Below are 17,853 nucleotides of genomic sequence, written 5' to 3'. Positions count from 1 at the left end.
CGGCGCTTTCGCCGATACTGGGGTTCGCCCGCCGCCACCGCCGTCGTCCCGCATGAACCTGCGCCCGCGCATCCTGCTCACCACCGGCCTGCTGCTCGGCACCCTGCTCGCCGGGCTCTACGGCTTCGCCTCGCAGCAGCTCGCCGAGGGTTACCGCCGCTTCGAGCGCGCGCAACTGCATCTGCACCTCGAAGGCGTGCGGCGCATGCTCGACTACGAGCTGGCCGGGCTCGACGCGGTGGCGCTCGACTGGTCGGCCTGGGACGAGACCTACGCCTTCATGCGCGAGCCGCAGCAGGGCTTCCTCGACCGCAACCTGGCCGGCGGCGCGCTGGGCTCGATCAGCATCGACCTGATGCTGTTCGTCGACGCCGCCGGGCGGCCGGTGGTCGCGCTGCGCGAGCGCGGCGCGCCGGGGTCGCTGCCGGCGCCGGTGCCGGGCCGGCCCGCGCTGCGGCTGGTCGAGCCGCTGGCGCCGGCCGACGCGGCGGAGGTCGACGCGCTGCTGCAACTGCCGGCGCTGCACGCCGGCGCGACGCTGCCGGTGCGCGGCGTGGTGCGCGCCGGCACGCGCCTGCTGCTGGTCGCGGCGCGGCCGGTCACCACCAGCCTGCACACCGGCCCGGCGCGCGGCACGCTGCTGGTGGCCCGCGAGCTCGACGTCGCCGGCCTCGCCACCCTCGCCGAGCTGGCCCGCGTCGGGCTCGCCTTCGCCCCCGAGGCGCCGACGACGGCGCTCCCGCCCGATGGCATCGTCGAGGCCGGCGACGGCGAGGCGCCGCCGTACGGCCTGCTCGCCCTCGCCGACCTGCGCGGCGGTACCGCCGCGGTGCTGCGCACGGCGCCGATCACCGACCTGCGCGAGCAGGCCGCCGCCGCCGAATCCAGCCTGCGCCGCAGCCTGCTGCTCGCCGGCGGGCTCTGCGTGCTGCTGCTGCTGTGGGTGCTCGAACGCCAGGTGCTGCGCCGCATCGCCGCCTTCGACGCGGTGATCCGGCGCATCCGCGGCACCCAGGACGTGCGCACCCACCGCCTGCCGAGCGCCGGCCGCGACGAGCTCGGGCGCCTCGGCGAGGCGGTCAACGACATGCTCGACACGCTCGCGCTCGACCACCAGCAGCTCGTCCACGCCGCCTCGCACGACACCCTGACCGGGCTCGCCAACCGCCGCCGGCTGTTCGAGCGCCTGGAGACCGAGATCGGCGAGGCGGTGGCGGGCGGGCGGCGGCTGGCGGTGCTGCTGATCGACCTCGACGGCTTCAAGACGGTCAACGACACGCTCGGCCACGCCGCCGGCGACGAACTGCTGCGCCACGTCGCGCAGCGCCTGCGCGACACGCTGCGCCGCTCCGACCTCGCCGCGCGCCTGGGCGGCGACGAGTTCATCGCCGTGCTCGGCGACGTCGATTCGACCGAGGATGCCGCCTGGGTCGCGCGCAAGTGCCTCGCCGCGCTGGCGCGCCCGGTGCCCTGCGCCGACACCACGGCGACGGTGTCGGCGAGCATCGGCGTCGCGCTCTGCCCCGAGCACGGCAGCGACGTCGCCGGCCTGCTCGCCGCCGCCGACGCCGCGATGTACGCCGCCAAGCAGGCCGGCAAGGCGACCTGGAGCCTGGCCGCGTCCGGCACCTGAGGCCGGCGGGCGGCGCGGCCGGCGATGCCGCCAGAGCCTTTTCGGCGGGCGTGTGCTATCAATCCGCACCCTTTTCGCACAGACCGGGTGAGCCCGCGCATGATCCTCAAGCGACTGTTCCGGCGTACGCCGTCCTGGCGCCATCGCGATCCGCGTGTGCGCCAGCAGGCGGCGCGCGGCCTGGCGACCGACGACCCGCACCTGCTCGAACTCGTCGCCGATGCCGACGCCGGCGTGCGCCGCGCCGCGCTCGAACGCATCGGCGCGCCGGCGGTGCTGCTCGACCGGCTGGCCGCCGAAACCAATGCCACGGTGCGCGAGATCGTGCTGCTGCGCCTGCGCCAGGTGCTGGCCGGGCGCGGCGACGCCGCGCTCGCGCTCGACCAGCGCCTGGCCGTGCTCGCCGACCCGCGCCTGCCCGAAGAGCTGTTCGTGCCGCTCGCCAGCGAAGGTGCCGAGGTGGCGCTGCGCCTCGCCGCGCTCGCCCGCGTGCAGGCGGGCGAGCGGCTGGTCGAGATCGCCATCGCCGACCCCTCGGCCGAGGTGCGCCTGGCCGCGGTCGAGCGCCTGCACGAGCCGGCAGCGCTGGAGCGCGTGCTGCGCGACAGCCGCGGCCGCGACAAGCGCGTGCACCGCATCGCCCGCGAACGCCTCGCCGGCCACGCCAGTGCCGCCGCCGCGCATGCCCGCGTGCAGGCGCTGTGCGAGGCGATGGCGCAGCTCGCCGCGCAGGAGACGATCGACGCCGCCGCCGCCGCGCGCTTCCTGCAGCTCGAACGCGACTGGGCGGCGGCCGGCGACACCGCCGCGCACGCCGCGCGCTACCAGGCGGCGCGCGTACAGGTCGACGCCCGCCTGCGCGAGCACAACGCCCGGCTGCTCGGCGCCCAGCGCCTGGCGCAGCGCCTCGCCGCCTGCGCCGACGGCGGCGCCGACGTGGCCACGCTCGATGCGCTGGCGGCCGACTGGGAGGCCGCCGGCCGCCCCGGCGGCGGCAGCTTCGGCGAACGCCTGGCGGAGCTGCGCGCGGCGGCGCAACGCCGCGCCGGCGAGCACGCCGGGGCCGCCGCGCGCGAGGCGCTGCTGCGCGAGCTCGACGGCCTCGCCGCGCCTCGCCGCGCCGACCTGGAGCGCCTGCGCGCGGCCTGGGAGCAGGCGCCGGCGGGCCTGCCGGCGCCGCTGCGCGAGGCGCTGCAGCAGCGCTTCGAGGCCGCGCTCGGCCGCGCCCGCGAGCGCCAGGCACGGCAGCACGACGATGCCCAGGCCGCGGGCAGCGCGCTCGCCGAGCGGGTCGCCGCGTTCGAACGCGCGCTCGACGCCGGCGAGTTGCGCGAGGCCGGCGCGCTCGCCGACCAGATCCACGCCGCCGCCGCCGACGGCCCCCGCCCCGACGCCGCGCTGCAGCGGCGCCTGCAGGCCGGCACCGCGCGCCTCGCGCAACTGCGCGGCTGGCAGCGCTGGGGCGGCAGCCAGGCGCGCGAGCACCTGTGTGAGTCCGCCGCCGCGCTGGTCGGCAGCGCCCTCGAACCGGCCGAGATCGCGCGCCGCGTGCAGGCGCTGCGCGAGGCCTGGAAGCACCTCGACCACGAGGGCGCGCCGTCGGCGCGGGCGCTGTGGGACCGCTTCAACACCACCTGCGAAGCCGCCTACGCGCCCTGCCGCGAGCACTTCCAGGCGGCCGCCGAGGCTCGCCGGGCGAGCCTCGGGGCGCGCAACGATCTGTGCGAGCAGCTCGAAGCCTGCGCCCGCGACACCGACTGGAGCGCTCCCGACTGGCGCGCACTGGAGCGGGTGGTGCGCGAGGCCGTGCGTGCCTGGCGCACCCTGGGGCCGGCGCCGCGCGCCAGCCACAAGGCGCTCGAACGCCGCTTCCGCCAGGCGCAGGACGCCATCGGCCGGCGCCTCGACGCCGAGCGCGCGCGCGAGCGCTCGCGCCGCGAGCGGCTGATCGAGGAGCTCGAACGCCACACCGGTGAGACCACCGAGCTGCGCGCCGCGATCGCCGCCGCCAAGCAGGCGCAGGCGACCTGGGCGCCGACCGTGCAGTTGCCGCGCGACGCCGAGCAGGCGCTGTGGCTGCGCTTTCGCGCCGTCTGCGACGCGATCTTTGCGCGGCGCGAGGCGGAGCGCGATAGCGTCGAGGCCGAGCGCCGCGACAACCTCGGCGCGCGCCTCGCCGCCTGCGCCGAGCTGGAGGAGCTGGCGGGCCTGTCGCCGCCCGACGCGGTGCTCGCCGCACGCCTGCGCGCCGCCGAGCTGGTCACCGGCTGGGAGCACCTCGGGCCGGTGCCGCGCGGCGAGGCGGCGGCGCTCGACGCCCGCTTCGAGGCCGCACGCGCGGCCTTCGCCGCCGCGGTCGAGGCGGCCGAGCGCGCCCGCGACCGCCGCGCCGTGCGCGAGCTCGCCGAGAAGGCCGCGCTGTGCGCGCGCGCCGAGGAGCTCGCGCTCGCCGGTGCGCCGATCGACGCCCCGCTGGTCGAGGAGATCCGCGCCGACTGGGCGGGCTTCGCGATGCTGCCGCCGGCGCTCGAACGCCGCCTGCAGGTGCGCCTCGAACGCGCGCTCGCCGCGCACGACGACGCCGCGCTCGCCGCGCTCGCCGCCACCCGTGCCGCCGGGGCGGACACGCGCCGGCTGCTGTGCCTGCGCCTCGAACACCTCGCCGGCTTCGAGCTGCCGCCCGAGCAGGCGCGGACCCTGCTCGAATTCCGCGTGAACCAGCTTCCCGACGCCTTCGGCCGCGGCGAGCGCGAGGTCGACGCGGCGGCGGTGATCATCATCGAGTGGTACTGCACGCCGGCGCCGCGCGACGCGGAGCTCGACACCCGCTTCGCCACCGCGCTGCTGGTGCTCGGTCGCGCCTGAGCGGCGGCGGTCGCGTGCATGCCGGGGCGGGCCGCGCCGCCCCGGCCGCCACCCGGGAGGACGCAGCGCGCCATGGCCACCTACGACAACATCGTCGCGCTGCACCGCGAACTCAGCGGCCGGCGCGTGCCGGTGGGCGTGCGCGACCTCGCCGTGGCGCTCGAAACCTCCGAGGCGACGGTCAAGCGTGCGATCGGCAAGCTGCGCGACCACTTCGGCGCGCCGCTCGAAAACGTTCGCGGCCACGGCTACCGCTACGCGCGCGACGAGCGCAACCGCTTCGAGCTGCCGGGGCTGTGGTTCAGCGCCGATGAACTGCAGGCGCTGGCGCTGCTGCACCAGTTGCTCGAACAGATCAACCCGGAGCTGCTCGGCCGTGCGCTGGCGCCGGTGCGTGACCGCATCGACGGCCTGGTGCGGCTGCTGCCCGGCGGCCACCGCGGGCTCGCGCGCCTGAGCCTGCTGCCGCAGGGGCAGCGGCGGGTGCGCCCGGCGACCCTCGGCGTGCTGGCACAGGCGGTGGTGGCGCGCCGCCGCGTGCACTTCGCCTACCACGCCCGCGGCCGCGACGCCGACAGCCTGCGCGAGGTGTCGCCGCAGCGCCTGGCGTACTACCGCGACAACTGGTACCTCGACGCCTGGTGCCACCGCCGCGACGCGCTGCGCCGCTTCGCCGTCGACCGCGTGCGCGACGCGCGCCTGCGCGAGACCGACGCGCAGGAGGTGCCGGCCGAACTGCTGCAGCGCCACCTCGGCGAGGCCTACGGCATCTTCACCGGCCCGGCCGCGCACACCGCGGTGCTGCGCTTCAGCGCCCACCGCGCGCGCTGGGTCGCCGACGAGCAGTGGCACCCGCGCCAGTACGGCCAGTGGCTGCTCGACGGCCGCTACGAGCTGCGCGTGCCCTACGCCGACCCCACCGAACTGCTGATGGACGTGCTGCGCCACGCCCCCGAAGTCGAGGTGGTGGCGCCGCCCGAACTACGCGCCCACTACAAGACGCGGCTGCGCGCCGCGCTGGCCGCGCACGACCCCGACTGAACCCCGCCGATCCCCGCCAGCGCCAGCTGGAATGCGGACTTGCGCCAGGTGATGGGGTGCACGCAGGGGGGCGGCCGTGCCCACGGGGAGGCCGCGGACGGGCTGCACCGGGTATGTTCCTCATTCAAATCCTGCTTTATGTTGCAGTGAACAAAAGTCGTTTGATGTAGTTTTACTACAGAGAGAAAATGCATCCAACGAAGCCGCCACGACAGCCACCCGGCACGGCGGGTTCAACCGATGAACCTCACGACTTTGTTCAGGAGATCACCATGGCCGCTCTTCGTCTCGTCCAGTTCGACCCCGCCACGGGCCGCGTCCTCAACGTTCCCGGCTACGCCGACGCTCCCGCGGAAAGCACCGATGCCATCCTGGCCCGCCTGAAGGGCTACTTCACGCACACCCCGGCGCGCGTCGGCGGTCCCTCGCTGCTGGCGATCATCGGTGCCGGCCTGCGCGACCAGTTCGCCGAGTGGGGCCGCCGCAGCGCCGAGCGCGAGGAACTGCGCCGCTCCAGCGACCGCGAGCTGCTCGACATGGGGCTGACCCGCGACGAGGCCCTCAGCGAAGCCAACAAGCCGTTCTGGCGCGTCTGAGCATGCGGGCCGGTCGAATCCGCCCGCGGCCTCTGCCAACGCCAGACGCCGAGCGCGTCCTTCGGGACGCGCTCTTTTTTTGCCCCGCACGCCGCCGCGCGTGACGCCGGAGCACCCCGCAGCACCCGTCCCCCACCGCTTCCATCGCCCGTTGCCCGGCACCCGGGTCGCGCGCGACAGGTGCAGGTTCTGATCCGATCGCCTGTCAGGCTGGCCCCATCGCATCTGCTGGAGCCGCCCGATGACCGCCTGCCTTTCCCCGTCCGTCCGCCCCGCCACGCCCGCCGACGCGCCGTGCCGCCCGCCGTGCACCGCTGCCGCTCACGCACGCCTGCTGCTGCAGGTCCCGCTCGCCGGCTTCGCCCACCACGCCGGTGAGCACGTCTGGCCGCTGCTCGGCATCGGCAGCGAACTGCGCCTGCTGCGCGAGGCCGCACACCCGCACGACCACCACGCCGTCGCCGTGTGGTTCGGGCATCACCGGATCGGCTACCTGCCGCGCCCGGACAACCGCACCGTCGCTGAACGGCTCGACCGCGGCGAACGCCTGAGCGCCTACGTCGTCACGCTGCGCCCGCGCGGCAACCCGTGGCAGCGCCTGCGCCTCGCGGTCGAGTGGTGGGGGTGATGGTCACTTCTGAGCCTTCTAACTCTCAATTCCATCAACATTGATTTCTGTATGTGCTCGACGTAGAGTCAAATAACGCGGAGCCGCGCCAACGGCTCCGCGTTGTGGCCCCGCCGCGATCGCGGCGGAAATCCAGCCTTGCCGCCTCCGGACAGGGATTGGGCGCGCCAAGCATGGCGGTCCGACTCACGCGCGGCAAGGCTCCTCGCTCGATAGAGGTGAACGTATGGGCACATGGCATCCCGCCAAACCGCGTAGGCGTCGACGTCGACGTTGCATCGCCATACGGCCGTCCGTCCGGTTGCGGGCCAGACGCATAGTCAGCGTGTGTGACTGCAATCCTCGAACCGTTTCCGGTGGAGGTTCCCGCTGAGGTGTGTGGCAGGGAGAAATCCCTGCCGATCTCCAAGGCTGGCAGCGTCGCTGGCCGAGCCGAAGGGTCTCTGCGTTCACCCGGCTGTTGGCGTTGTGGTGTTCCGCGGCTTCGTGTCGCGGCCTCATTGAAGCATGGACTGGAGCGTTAGATATGGACTTCACCGGCACATCTCCGGGGCCTCTAAAGCCCCGGCCTCATTGCGAATTCTGGGCGGCGGCGGGCCGCTGCTTTTTCTCTGGGCCGGCCGCGCAAAGGTGCAGGTTTTGATCCTGTCGCCTGCCAGCATCCCCCCGTAGCCGCGCCGGGTGGGCGTCAGTCGCCCGGCGTGCACCACCGTTCGAACGCTGTCGACGCAGGAGCCCTACCATGACCAGCGACGTGTCCCCGACCCTCGAAACCCTGCGGCAGGCCGTGCGCGGCGGCGCGGCGATCCGCCTGCGTCAGCGCCTCGCGCCGGCCGGCGGCCCCGGCAGCAAGGTGTTTCCGCCGACGCACGAGGGCGGGCAGTACGCGTGGGAGACGCGCCGCGTCGCCGGCCAGGAGCTGCGCTGCGTGCTGCTCGACTCGGTGCAGTCGCAAGCCAACCGCATGGAACTCGCGCTGCTCGACGCGCTGCGCGCGGGGCGCCTCGCGCTGCCGCTGGTCGAGGCGCGTTTCGCCGGGTTTCCCGACATCGGTGCCGTCAGCACGCTGGAGGCGCCGCACCGCATCGCCGACGCGATCTTCCGCGACGCCACGCTCGACGGCGTGCCGTTCCGCGACTCGGTGGTCGGCCGCGCCTTCATCGAGGCGACGATCCGCGACGCCGGCGGCCTGTACCGCTGGTGCCCGACGGCGCTGGTGTTCGGCATGTGGGATTCGACGGCGCTCGCACAAGGAGCCGGACTCGGCACGAAGTTCCAGCGTTGCATCGCGAGCGAGATCGTCGGTTTCGGGGCCGTCCCCGGCGTGTTGACCAAGAGCCGGCGCGATCCCCTCGAAACCAACAAGGCAGCGGTGGTCTACGCGGCGCACGGAGGTACCGACTGGACGGCGTTTCCGAACGAGGCGGACAAGGACAAGTCCGGAGAAGCGGTGCTTTTCCGGCGCAAGGACGGGGCCGCTGCCGAGGCGGGCAAGCCCTCGGCGATCAACCACTCCTCGGTTCCGCCGTCGTTTCATACCGCCGACAAGGCTTACCTGACCGTCGCTGTCGGTGAGCCGGTGCGCGGTGGCGTCACCGTCGATTACGCCGAGCTCTGCGCGGTGCTGTCGCTGCCGGGGCTGCGGCGGCTGCGCTTTCCGCGCCCCGACGGCAGCGCGGACGCCGCGCGCAACGAGGCGGCGCGCAGCGTGCTCGCCGCGCTGGCGCTCGCCGCGCTCGCGCTGCAGCGGGAGCAGGGCTACGACCTGCGCTCGCGCTGCCTGCTGATCCCGGAGGGCGCCGCCGGCTACGAACTGATCGCCGCCGACGGCAGCGCCACGGCGCTGCGCCTCGATGCCGACGCCGCCTGCGCGCTGCTTGCGGCGGCGGTCGCGGCGGCGGCCGGGCACGGGCTGGAATGGCCGCAGGCGCCGGTGGTGCTGGAGCCCGAGCCGAAGCTGCTCGAACTGGTGCGGCGCAGTCGCGCCGCGACCGGGGCCGAGAGCGCGGAGTGAGCGGCGATGCTTGCGCTCGAAATCGACTACCTGCTGGGCCGCGTGCTGGCGACGGCACGCAGCGACCGCGCCGCGCCGGAATGGCCGCCACACCCGGCGCGGCTGTTCTCGGCGCTGCTGGCGACGCTGCACGAGGCCGAACTCGACCCGGCCGAGCACGCCGCCGGCCGCGCCGCGCTGGCCTGGCTGGAGACCCTGCCGCCGCCGGCGCTGAGCGTGGCGCCGGCGCGTGCCGCCGAGGCCGGCCGCGCGGGGGCGCGCAGCGCGCTGAGCACCTGGGTGCCGGTGAACCCGAGCGCTGCCGAGGTCGCCGATGTGCGCAACACGCCGCGCGCCTTCGTCGCCGAGGGGCTGCGGCTGCCGCGCAAGCGTGCTGAACGCAGTTTCCCGGCGTTCGCTCCGGATGAGCCGCGTGTCGCCTTCATCTGGACCGCGGATGCCGCGGCCTGCACCGAGCACGCGCCTGCGCTCGACCGCCTCGCCCGCGAACTCGGCTACCTCGGCCACTCGGCGAGCCCGGTGCGGGCGCGGCTGCTCGCCGCCGACGCCATTCCCGCGCCGACGCTGCAGCCGGCCGCGAGCGGCGAGCTGGCGCTGCGCGTGCCCGGCCCCGGGCGGCTCGCGCGCCTCGAAGCCTGCTTCGCCGCCGGGGTGCGCTGCGGCCGGCGCATCGAGCCGCCGCCGGGGCGGATGCAGGCGTATGCGCCCGTGCGCGAAGTCGAGGCCGAGCCGCCGCAGGGGCTCTACCGCATCGGCGCGATCTACCGCCGTGCCGAGGGGCCGCCGCTGCCGGCGCCCGGCGTGCCGGTGCTGGCGCAGGCGGTGCGCAACAACCTGCTGCGCCTCGCCCCGCAGCCGGTGCCGACGGTGATCAGCGGGCATGAAGCCGACGGCAGCGCCACGCGCCAGGCGCATCTCGCAGTGGTGCCGCTGCCGCGAGTCGGCGACGAGCATGCCGACGGCGCGCCGCTCGGCGTCGCCGTGCTGGTGCCGGCACTGCTCGAGGCGGCCGGGCATGAGGCCGTCGATGACGTCCTCGCCGCGCTCGCCGGGGCGCCGCTGACGCTCGGCCGCTTCGGCGTCTGGGCCCTGGAGCGCCTGAGCGCCGCCACCGCGGCGCAGGCCGCGCGCACGCTGCAGCCGCAGACCTGGAGCCGGCCGGCGCGGGTGTGGGCCTCGGCGACGCCGGTGGTGTTCGGCCACCACCCGCGGCCGGGCAACCCGAAGCGCGACGCACTGGCGCTGCTCGCGCGCCACTGCGCCGACCTCGGCCTGCCGGCGCCGGTGGCGGTCGCCCACGGACCGCTGAGCCGGCTGCGTGGTGCGGCGCCGGCGGCGGCGTTCCGACAGGGGTCGGCGGGGGCGCGCTGGCACGGGCAGTTCGTCGCGCACGTGGTGGTGACCTTCGCCGCGCCGGTCGCCGGGCCGCTGGTGCTCGGTGCCGGGCGCCACTTCGGCCTGGGGCTGATGCGGCCGTTCGACGACAGGGGGCGCACATGACATCGCCCGATCTCCCGGCGCTGGCGGCGGAGGACTTTCCCGCCTACTTCGCGGCCGTCCACGGCTGCGCGCCGTTCCCGTGGCAGGTCACGCTGGTGCGCCGCCTCGCCGCCGGCGGCGGGTGGCCGGCGGCGCTCGATCTGCCGACCGCGGCGGGCAAGACCGCGGTGCTCGACGCCGCGCTGTTCCACCTCGCGCTCGATGCCGCCCGGGCGCCGGCCGAACGCCGGGCGCGGCTGCGCATCGCGCTGGTGGTGGACCGGCGACTGGTGGTCGACGGTGCCCGCGAGCGGGCGCTGAGGATCGCCGACAAGCTCGCCGCCGCCGAACGCGACGCCACCGCCGCGCCGGTGCTGCGCGCGGTCGCCGAGCGCCTGCGCGCACTCGCCGGTGGCACGGCCGGCGACGGCGGTGCACCGCTCGGCGTGGCCTGCCTGCGCGGCGGCATCCCGCGCGAGAACGCCTGGGCCGAGTCGCCGGTGCAGCCGCTGCTGATCCTCGCCACCGTCGACCAGATCGGCTCGCGGCTCCTGTTCCGCGGCTACGGCCTGAGCGAGTACGCGCACCCGCTGCACGCCGGCCTGCTCGGCGAGGACACGCTGATCCTGCTCGACGAGGCGCACCTGTCCGCGCCCTTCCTCGACACGCTGCGGGCGGTCGCCGACTACGGCGGTGCGCGCTGGCGCGAGACGCCGCCGCTGCGTCCGCTGCAGGCGGTGCCGCTGAGCGCCACGCAGGCGCCGATCGACGGCGCGCTGCGCCTCGGCGTGGAGGACCGGGCGTGCGAGGAGCTCGCCCGGCGGCTGCGGGCGGCCAAGCCCGCACGCCTGCTCGATGCCGACGCCGCGCAGCTCGTCGCCCGGCTCGCCGACTGCGCCCGTGCGCTGCGCCGTGACTGCGAGCCGGCGCCGGTGGTGACCGACCTGTTCACGCCGGCCGAGCGGTGCGCGCCGGTGGTCGGCGTGGTCGTCAACCGCATCGCCACCGCCCGCGCCGTGCACGCCGAACTGCGCCAGGACGCCGAGGCCGACGCGCTGCTGCTGATCGGCCGCATGCGCCCGCTCGACCGCGACGTGCTGGTCGCACAGCACCTGCCGCGCCTGCGCGCCGGCCGCGCGGACGGCGACAACCCCCGACCGCTGTACGTGGTGGCGACGCAGACCGTGGAGGTCGGTGCCGATCTCGACTTCGACGCCCTGGTCACGCAGTCGGCGCCGCTCGATGCGCTGCGCCAGCGCTTCGGCCGCCTGAACCGGCTCGGTGCGCGGGACGCGGCGGCGCCGGCGGCGATCGTCCACGTGCGCGATGCGAAGGACGACGATCCGGTTTACGGCGGGGCGATCGCGGCGACGTGGAAATGGCTTGCAAGCATCGCCGAGGCGCCGGCGAAGCGTCGCGGGCAACCGAAGCCCGAGCCGACGGTCGACTTCGGCAGCGACGCGCTGGCCGCGCGGCTGCCGGCCGGTGGCGCCCCGCCCGGCTGCCTGAGCCCGCGGCCGCAGGCGCCGGTGCTGCTGCCGGCGCACGTCGACCGGTTGGCGCAGACCAGCCCGGCGCCGGCGCTGTCGCCGGAGCCGGCGCTGTGGCTGCACGGGCCGGACACGGCACCGGCCGAGGTGCAGCTCGTCTGGCGCGCCGACCTGCCCGAGCTGGGGGCGGATGGCGAGGACGACGACGGTGCACTCGAAGCCGCGCTCGCCGCGGTCGGTGCGCTGCCGCCGGCGTCGCTGGAGGCGCTGTCGCTGCCGCTATGGACGGTGCGCGACTGGCTCGCTGGGCGCGGCGACGGGGCCGGGGACGACGGCGATGTCGAAGGCGCGCGCGAGCCCGCCGGGCGACGCGGCGACGACCGCGGCGGCCGCCGGGTGCTGCGCTGGGCCGGTACCGACAGCCGGGCGGTGGCGCCGCGCGAACTGCGCCCGGGCGACACGCTGGTGGTGCCGACGACGTGGGGCGGGCTCGACCGGGAGGCCGGCTGGGCGTGGAACCCGGCGACGCGGGCGCCGGTGCCGGACCTCGCCGAGGCCGCGTACGCGCAGGCGCGCCAGCGCACCGTGCTGCGGCTCGGTACGGCCTGCGTGGCGCAGTGGGCGGTCGCGCACTCCGGGGCCGCCGACGCCGTCGCGGCCGCCCTCCGGGTGCTCGCCGAAGTCTTCGACGACGCCGACGCACCGCCGTCGGCGCACGCGCTGCTGCAGGGACTCGGCGCGCTCGATGGCCTGCCGGACGCGGTCCGTGCGCGGCTCGACGCGCTGGAGGCGAACGGCGCGCGGCTGCTCGTCTACGGCCACGGCCGCATGCTGGTCGAGCGCCGCCCCGCCGTGGTCGCCGCCGACGACGGCGACGACGCCTCGCTGACCGTGCCGGTCGGGCTCGATGACCACTGCCGCGGCGTCGGCGCCCAGGCCCGCGCCTTCGCCGCCGCGCTCGGGCTGGCACCGGCGCTGGTCGACGACCTCGGCCGCGCCGGCGACCTGCACGACCTCGGCAAGGCCGACCCGCGCTTCCAGGCCTGGCTGTACGGCGGCGATGCGCGCGCGGCGCGGCGGGCGCCGCTGCTCGCCAAGTCGGGGCTGGCGCAGGGCATGGACGCGAGCGACCGCCGCGCCGCCGCCGCCGCCCGCGATCGCGCCGGCTACCCGCGCGGGGCGCGCCACGAGTGCACCTCGGTGCAGTTGCTGCGCGCGCACCCCGCGCTGCTGGCCGGGGCGCACGACGCCGAGCTGGTCGAGTACCTCGTCGGCACCCACCACGGCCGCGGCCGGCCGTTCCTGCCGGTGGTCGACGACGCCGGCGCCGAGCGGCTCGACGCGCGCTTCGAGGCGCTCGGCCAGCACCTGCACCTGCGCGGCGCGCACCGGCTGGAGCGCCTGGAGGCCGGCTGGCCGGAGCTGTTCGCACGCCTGCAGCGCCGCTACGGCTGGTGGGGGCTCGCCTACCTCGAAGCGCTGCTGCGGCTCGCCGACCACCACCGTTCCGCCGCCGAACAGGCAGGGGCCGCCGCCGCAATCCCTCTCCCACTGGGAGAGGGGCAGGGGTGAGGGTGTCTTTCCGTCGCCTGTCACCCCCGACCGTCAGCCCCCGACCTGGAGTCCTGCCATGTCCGCGACCCCCGAACTGCCCCTGACCGGCCTGATCGGCAGCCGCCCGATCGCCGCGCTCGCCGCCTTCGGCCTGCTGCGCTGGAGCGCCGGGATTCCCGCGCTGCGCGGCGCACGCCTGCACTGGGAACTCGAAGACGACTGGATCGCCGTGCTGACGCCGCCGGCACCGCTCGCCGCCGACGATCTGTGCCGGCTGCTGCTCGACGCCCACGCCACCGGCGCCGGCTGGCCGCACCTTGCCGGCGCCCCGACGCTGCGCATGCCGGTCGCCGATTTCCGCGCACGCTGCCGCGCCGACGTGTCGGCCGCCGGTGTCGACGACCGCCTCGCCGCGGACTTCGACGCCGCTTGCGGCTGCGATGCGATCGCCGACACCCAGGGCCGGTTGACACCGACGCGCCTGCACATGACCTCGGGCCAGCAGCAGTTCGTGGCGCTGCTCAGGGAGCTGGCGGCCTCGCTGTTGGCGGACGGGCGCAGGAAAGGCCGACAGACGCCCGCGGCGCTGCTCGACGCGGCGCGCGAGGCGCTGTTCGGGCCGTGGACCTACCCCGACGCCGAGCACGCTCTCGGCTGGGACCCCGACGCCGAGCGCCTGCACGCGCTGCGCCCGCTCGCCCCGACCGTGGACAACGCCAACAAGAGCGTGCGCTTCGCGGTGTGGCTGGCGCACTGGGCGCTGCCGCTGCTGCCGTCACTGCCGCGCGGCCGGCGCCTGCAGACGACGGCCTTCGTGCCCGAGCTGCGCGGCGCGGCGCGGCGCTTCCGCTGGCCACTGTGGACGGCGCCGCTCGGCGTCGACGGCGTCGCGGCGCTGCTTGCGACGCCGGAGCTGGTCGGCGACGGGGCGGCGATCGCGCGCTTGCAGGCGCGTGGCGTCAGCGCCGTGTTCGAGTCGCTGCGCCACGAGTTCGGTCAGGGCTACGCGGTGTTCCGCCCGGCCCGCCTGGTCCCGCCCGGTGAGGGCGAACGGCGCCCCCTGCCGGCGGCGGCGCTGGTGTTCTGAGCGGCAGCCGTCGGTCGGGGGTGCGTGGGGCAGGAGCCCGCACCCCAACTCCTCTCCCACGGGGAGAGCAACTGTAAGCATGGCCGACGGGGGAGGGCCGGTGGCATGAGCGGCGATCCCCTGCACCCACGTTCGGAGGACCCGCGATGGACACCGAGGACTGCACCCCCGACCCCGCGTTCGCCGCCGTGCCGCCGCTGCCGGCGCGCATGGTCAACGAGTACGTCTATTGCCCGCGGCTCGCCTACCTGATGTGGGTGCAGCAGGAGTGGAGCGATTCGGCCGAAACCGTCGACGGCCGCCACGTCCACCGCAACGTCGACCGGCCCGGCGGCGTGCTGCCGGAAACGCCGCTCGCCGATGGCGAGCGCATCCATGCCCGCTCGGTGACGCTGACCTCGGCGGCGCTCGGCGTGATCGCCAAGCTCGACCTCATCGAGGCCGAAGGCACGTGCGCGACGCCGGTCGACTACAAGCGCGGTCGGCGCCCGCACAGCGCCCGCGGCCCCCATGCCCCGGAACGCGTGCAACTCGCGCTGCAGGGCCTGCTGCTGCGTGAACGCGGCTTCGACTGCCGCGAGGGCGTCCTCTACTACGCCGCCAGCCGCGAGCGCGTGACGGTGCCGCTGGACGACGCGCTGCTCGAACAGGCGCGCGACGCGGTCGCCGGCCTGCGCGCGCTGGCCGCCGCCGGCACCCTGCCGCCGCCGCTGGAGGACAGCCCGAAATGCCCGCGCTGCGCGCTGGTCGGCATCTGCCTGCCGGACGAAACCCGGCAGCTGCGCGACGGGGCGCTGCCGCCGCGCCCGCTCGCGGTGGCGGCCGACACCGCGCTGCCGCTGGTGGTGCAGGCGCCGTTCGCACGCATCGGCCGCGACGGCGAGACGCTGACGGTGGCGATCGAGCGCGAGGCGGCGCGCAGCGTGCGGCTGATCGACGTCTCGCAGGTGGTGCTGCTCGGCAACGCGAGCCTGAGCACGCCGGCGCTGCACGAGCTGATGGCGCGCGGCATCCCGGTGAGCTGGCACAGCCACGGCGGCTGGTTCCTCGGCCACACCGTCGGCACCGGGCACCGCAACGTCGAGCTGCGCACGGCCCAGTACCGCGCGAGCTTCGACCCGCGCCACTGCCTGGCGCTGGCGCGCGCGCTGGTCGCGGCGAAGATCGCCAACGGCCGCACCCTGCTGCGGCGTAACTGGAAGGACGGCAGCGCACCGCCGCCGCTGCTGGAGGCGTTGAAGCGCGACATCGAGGCGGCACGCAACGCCGTGGCGATCGACAGCCTGCTCGGCATCGAGGGTGCGGCGGCGGCGCGCTACTTCGGCGCCTTCGGGCAGTTGCTGCGCGCCGGCACGGCGGACGCGAACGGCTTCGCGTTCGACTTCCGCACCCGTAACCGGCGCCCGCCCGCCGACCCGGTGAACGCGCTGCTGTCGTTCGCCTACGCGCTGCTGACGCGGGCGCTGACGGTGACGCTGTCGGCGGTCGGCTTCGACGCCTACCGCGGCTTCTATCACCAGCCGCGCTACGGCCGGCCGGCGCTGGCGCTCGACGTGATGGAGCCGTTCCGGCCGCTGATCGCCGATTCGGTGGTGCTGCAGGTGGTGAACAACGGCGAGATCCGCCCGCGCGATTTCGTCCGCGCCGGCGGCGGCGTGGCGCTGCAGCCCGAAGCGCGCAAGGCGCTGATCGCGGCGTTCGAGCGGCGCCTGTCGCACGAGGTGACGCATCCGCTGTTCGGCTATCGCATCGCCTACCGGCGGCTGCTGGAAGTCCAGGCGCGGCTGCTCGGCCGCCACCTGCTCGGCGAATTGCCGGACTACCCCAACTTCACGACGCGGTGAGGCCCATGCCAGGCGCGCACGAGCATCTGTACGTGGTGGTCTACGACATTCGCGACAGCCGCCGCTGGCGGCGCGTGTTCCGGCTGATGAAGGGGTTCGGCGACTGGGTGCAGCTATCCGTCTTCCAGTGCCGCCTGACGCGGGTGCGGCATGCGGAGCTGGTGCAGTTGCTGGACAACCTGATCCTGCACGGCCACGATCACGTGATCCTGATGGACATGGGCCCGGCCGACGCCATTGCACCGCGGGTGATCAGCCTCGGTCAGTCCTATGAACCGCCGGAACGCGGCCCCGTCATCCTGTGACCGCCGCCGGCCGCGCGAGCGCTCCACTGCCGGCACCACCCCGGGCAGCGCTCGCAAGCGCCAAGCTCATTGACAATCAGGACCTTGCGTCGGTCCGGCATGCCAACCCGGAGCGGCGCGCACTGCAGGAGTCCGCCCCTGCCCGCAGCGCTCGCAAAGGCCCCTGCAAGTCGGCGCCGCACAACGACATTTCGAGCGGTATCCTCATCCGCGGCTAATTGCCGCGGCCTCATTGAAGCTTCAACTCGGCGCCGGCGCAGTACTTGAAGCTGAAGCCCTCATCCGCGGCTAATTGCCGCGGCCTCATTGAAGCCCGTGCCGGCGCGCCAGGCGCCGAAGCCGTCGTGGACCTCATCCGCGGCTAATTGCCGCGGCCTCATTGAAGCCCGGGCGGCGTCGATCAGCCGCGCGGCCTCGGCGCGCCTCATCCGCGGCTAATTGCCGCGGCCTCATTGAAGCCGCGGATCGCTCGGCGGTGCAGACCTTACAGGCTCCCTCATCCGCGGCTAATTGCCGCGGCCTCATTGAAGCCGCGGATCGCTCGGCGGTGCAGACCTTACAGGCTCCCTCATCCGCGGCTAATTGCCGCGGCCTCATTGAAGCGCTCCGAGGCGACCCACTCGGCGCGCCGTCGCTTGGCCTCATCCGCGGCTAATTGCCGCGGCCTCATTGAAGCACCTCACCGATTTCGGTATAGGTCTGCGGCGTCGCCCTCATCCGCGGCTAATTGCCGCGGCCTCATTGAAGCATTTTGTGGATCACGCTCTCGGTGTTCTGCGGCTGGCCTCATCCGCGGCTAATTGCCGCGGCCTCATTGAAGCCTGGCGGGACGATGATCAGCCGCCGCGGCGCCACGACCCTCATCCGCGGCTAATTGCCGCGGCCTCATTGAAGCATTTTGTGGATCACGCTCTCGGTGTTCTGCGGCTGGACCTCATCCGCGGCTAATTGCCGCGGCCTCATTGAAGCATGCGGTCCCAGAGCACGGCCTGCATGCGGGCCATCGCCTCATCCGCGGCTAATTGCCGCGGCCTCATTGAAGCCTGCGACTGACCAGAGGAGGGGCGTGGTGGTCATGTCCCTCATCCGCGGCTAATTGCCGCGGCCTCATTGAAGCCTGAACGCGGTCGTGTCGAGCGCCTCGCGCAGCGCCTCCTCATCCGCGGCTAATTGCCGCGGCCTCATTGAAGCTCATTGTCGAACGCATTACTCGCAGGATACGAGCCCCTCATCCGCGGCTAATTGCCGCGGCCTCATTGAAGCTCGGACAAATCCGGCGCGCGAATCGGCAGCATCCGCCCTCATCCGCGGCTAATT

11 protein-coding genes and 1 CRISPR repeat array are annotated in these 17,853 nt (G+C 74.8%); all 11 genes read left to right on the top strand.

Features of this window, described 5'->3' with window-relative positions; all coding sequences use genetic code 11:
* Nucleotides 1-52: 52 nt before the first annotated feature.
* The gene (locus tag EV699_RS17000; RefSeq protein ID WP_132545011.1) at nucleotides 53-1,633 is read left to right on the top strand and encodes a diguanylate cyclase domain-containing protein; all 1,581 of its coding nucleotides are present in this window, start codon (nucleotides 53-55) and stop codon (nucleotides 1,631-1,633) included.
* 99 nt (nucleotides 1,634-1,732) lie between these two features.
* Nucleotides 1,733-4,498, top strand: a complete 2,766-nt coding sequence (locus tag EV699_RS16995) for a DUF349 domain-containing protein (protein WP_132545009.1) — start codon at nucleotides 1,733-1,735, stop codon at nucleotides 4,496-4,498.
* 72 nt (nucleotides 4,499-4,570) lie between these two features.
* Nucleotides 4,571-5,539: a helix-turn-helix transcriptional regulator gene (locus tag EV699_RS16990; RefSeq protein ID WP_132545007.1), complete on the top strand. Its 969-nt coding sequence runs from the start codon at nucleotides 4,571-4,573 to the stop codon at nucleotides 5,537-5,539.
* A gap of 272 nt (nucleotides 5,540-5,811) precedes the next feature.
* A complete protein-coding gene (locus EV699_RS16985; RefSeq protein WP_165904188.1) occupies nucleotides 5,812-6,135 on the top strand; it encodes a DUF1127 domain-containing protein in 324 nt (107 codons plus the stop codon).
* 241 nt (nucleotides 6,136-6,376) lie between these two features.
* The gene (locus EV699_RS16980) at nucleotides 6,377-6,763 is read left to right on the top strand and encodes an HIRAN domain-containing protein (RefSeq protein ID WP_132545003.1); all 387 of its coding nucleotides are present in this window, start codon (nucleotides 6,377-6,379) and stop codon (nucleotides 6,761-6,763) included.
* A 742-nt stretch (nucleotides 6,764-7,505) separates the two neighbouring features.
* Nucleotides 7,506-8,777 carry a type I-G CRISPR-associated RAMP protein Csb1/Cas7g gene (gene cas7g / locus EV699_RS16975; protein ID WP_132545000.1) on the top strand — a complete coding sequence of 424 codons (1,272 nt, stop codon included), beginning with the start codon at nucleotides 7,506-7,508 and terminating at the stop codon, nucleotides 8,775-8,777.
* A gap of 6 nt (nucleotides 8,778-8,783) precedes the next feature.
* Nucleotides 8,784-10,277 carry a type I-G CRISPR-associated protein Csb2 gene (gene csb2, locus EV699_RS16970; protein WP_132544998.1) on the top strand — a complete coding sequence of 498 codons (1,494 nt, stop codon included), beginning with the start codon at nucleotides 8,784-8,786 and terminating at the stop codon, nucleotides 10,275-10,277.
* Nucleotides 10,274-13,318, top strand: a complete 3,045-nt coding sequence (gene cas3g / locus EV699_RS16965) for a type I-G CRISPR-associated helicase/endonuclease Cas3g (RefSeq protein ID WP_132544996.1) — start codon at nucleotides 10,274-10,276, stop codon at nucleotides 13,316-13,318. Before csb2 ends, cas3g begins: the two co-directional genes overlap by 4 nt.
* Nucleotides 13,319-13,376: 58 nt before the next feature.
* Nucleotides 13,377-14,387, top strand: coding sequence for a type I-G CRISPR-associated protein, Cas3-extension family (locus EV699_RS16960; protein WP_132544994.1), 1,011 nt, complete (start codon nucleotides 13,377-13,379; stop codon nucleotides 14,385-14,387).
* Between the two features lie 146 nt (nucleotides 14,388-14,533).
* Nucleotides 14,534-16,231, top strand: a complete 1,698-nt coding sequence (gene cas4g/cas1g, locus EV699_RS16955; RefSeq protein ID WP_132544992.1) for a CRISPR-associated endonuclease Cas4g/Cas1g — start codon at nucleotides 14,534-14,536, stop codon at nucleotides 16,229-16,231.
* A gap of 5 nt (nucleotides 16,232-16,236) precedes the next feature.
* Nucleotides 16,237-16,536 (top strand): CRISPR-associated endonuclease Cas2, encoded by a 300-nt coding sequence (gene cas2 / locus EV699_RS16950; protein ID WP_132544990.1) that lies wholly within the window; start codon nucleotides 16,237-16,239, stop codon nucleotides 16,534-16,536.
* 202 nt (nucleotides 16,537-16,738) lie between these two features.
* Nucleotides 16,739-17,799: a CRISPR direct-repeat array (repeat unit 37 nt; unit sequence CCTCATCCGCGGCTAATTGCCGCGGCCTCATTGAAGC).
* Nucleotides 17,800-17,853 lie beyond the last annotated feature (54 nt).

This window comes from Plasticicumulans lactativorans (assembly GCF_004341245.1).
GTDB classification, from domain to species: Bacteria; Pseudomonadota; Gammaproteobacteria; order Competibacterales; family Competibacteraceae; genus Plasticicumulans_A; species Plasticicumulans_A lactativorans.
This window is presented reverse-complemented; position numbering and strand designations above follow the sequence as displayed.

What these genes read in the sequence shown, in the direction of transcription:
- EV699_RS17000 (WP_132545011.1), top strand. Translation starts at nt 53, where the DNA reads ATGAACCTGCGCCCGCGCATCCTGCTCACCACCGGCCTGCTGCTCGGC.
- EV699_RS16995 (WP_132545009.1), top strand. Translation starts at nt 1,733, where the DNA reads ATGATCCTCAAGCGACTGTTCCGGCGTACGCCGTCCTGGCGCCATCGC.
- EV699_RS16990 (WP_132545007.1), top strand. Translation starts at nt 4,571, where the DNA reads ATGGCCACCTACGACAACATCGTCGCGCTGCACCGCGAACTCAGCGGC.
- EV699_RS16985 (WP_165904188.1), top strand. Translation starts at nt 5,812, where the DNA reads ATGGCCGCTCTTCGTCTCGTCCAGTTCGACCCCGCCACGGGCCGCGTC.
- EV699_RS16980 (WP_132545003.1), top strand. Translation starts at nt 6,377, where the DNA reads ATGACCGCCTGCCTTTCCCCGTCCGTCCGCCCCGCCACGCCCGCCGAC.
- cas7g (WP_132545000.1), top strand. Translation starts at nt 7,506, where the DNA reads ATGACCAGCGACGTGTCCCCGACCCTCGAAACCCTGCGGCAGGCCGTG.
- csb2 (WP_132544998.1), top strand. Translation starts at nt 8,784, where the DNA reads ATGCTTGCGCTCGAAATCGACTACCTGCTGGGCCGCGTGCTGGCGACG.
- cas3g (WP_132544996.1), top strand. Translation starts at nt 10,274, where the DNA reads ATGACATCGCCCGATCTCCCGGCGCTGGCGGCGGAGGACTTTCCCGCC.
- EV699_RS16960 (WP_132544994.1), top strand. Translation starts at nt 13,377, where the DNA reads ATGTCCGCGACCCCCGAACTGCCCCTGACCGGCCTGATCGGCAGCCGC.
- cas4g/cas1g (WP_132544992.1), top strand. Translation starts at nt 14,534, where the DNA reads ATGGACACCGAGGACTGCACCCCCGACCCCGCGTTCGCCGCCGTGCCG.
- cas2 (WP_132544990.1), top strand. Translation starts at nt 16,237, where the DNA reads ATGCCAGGCGCGCACGAGCATCTGTACGTGGTGGTCTACGACATTCGC.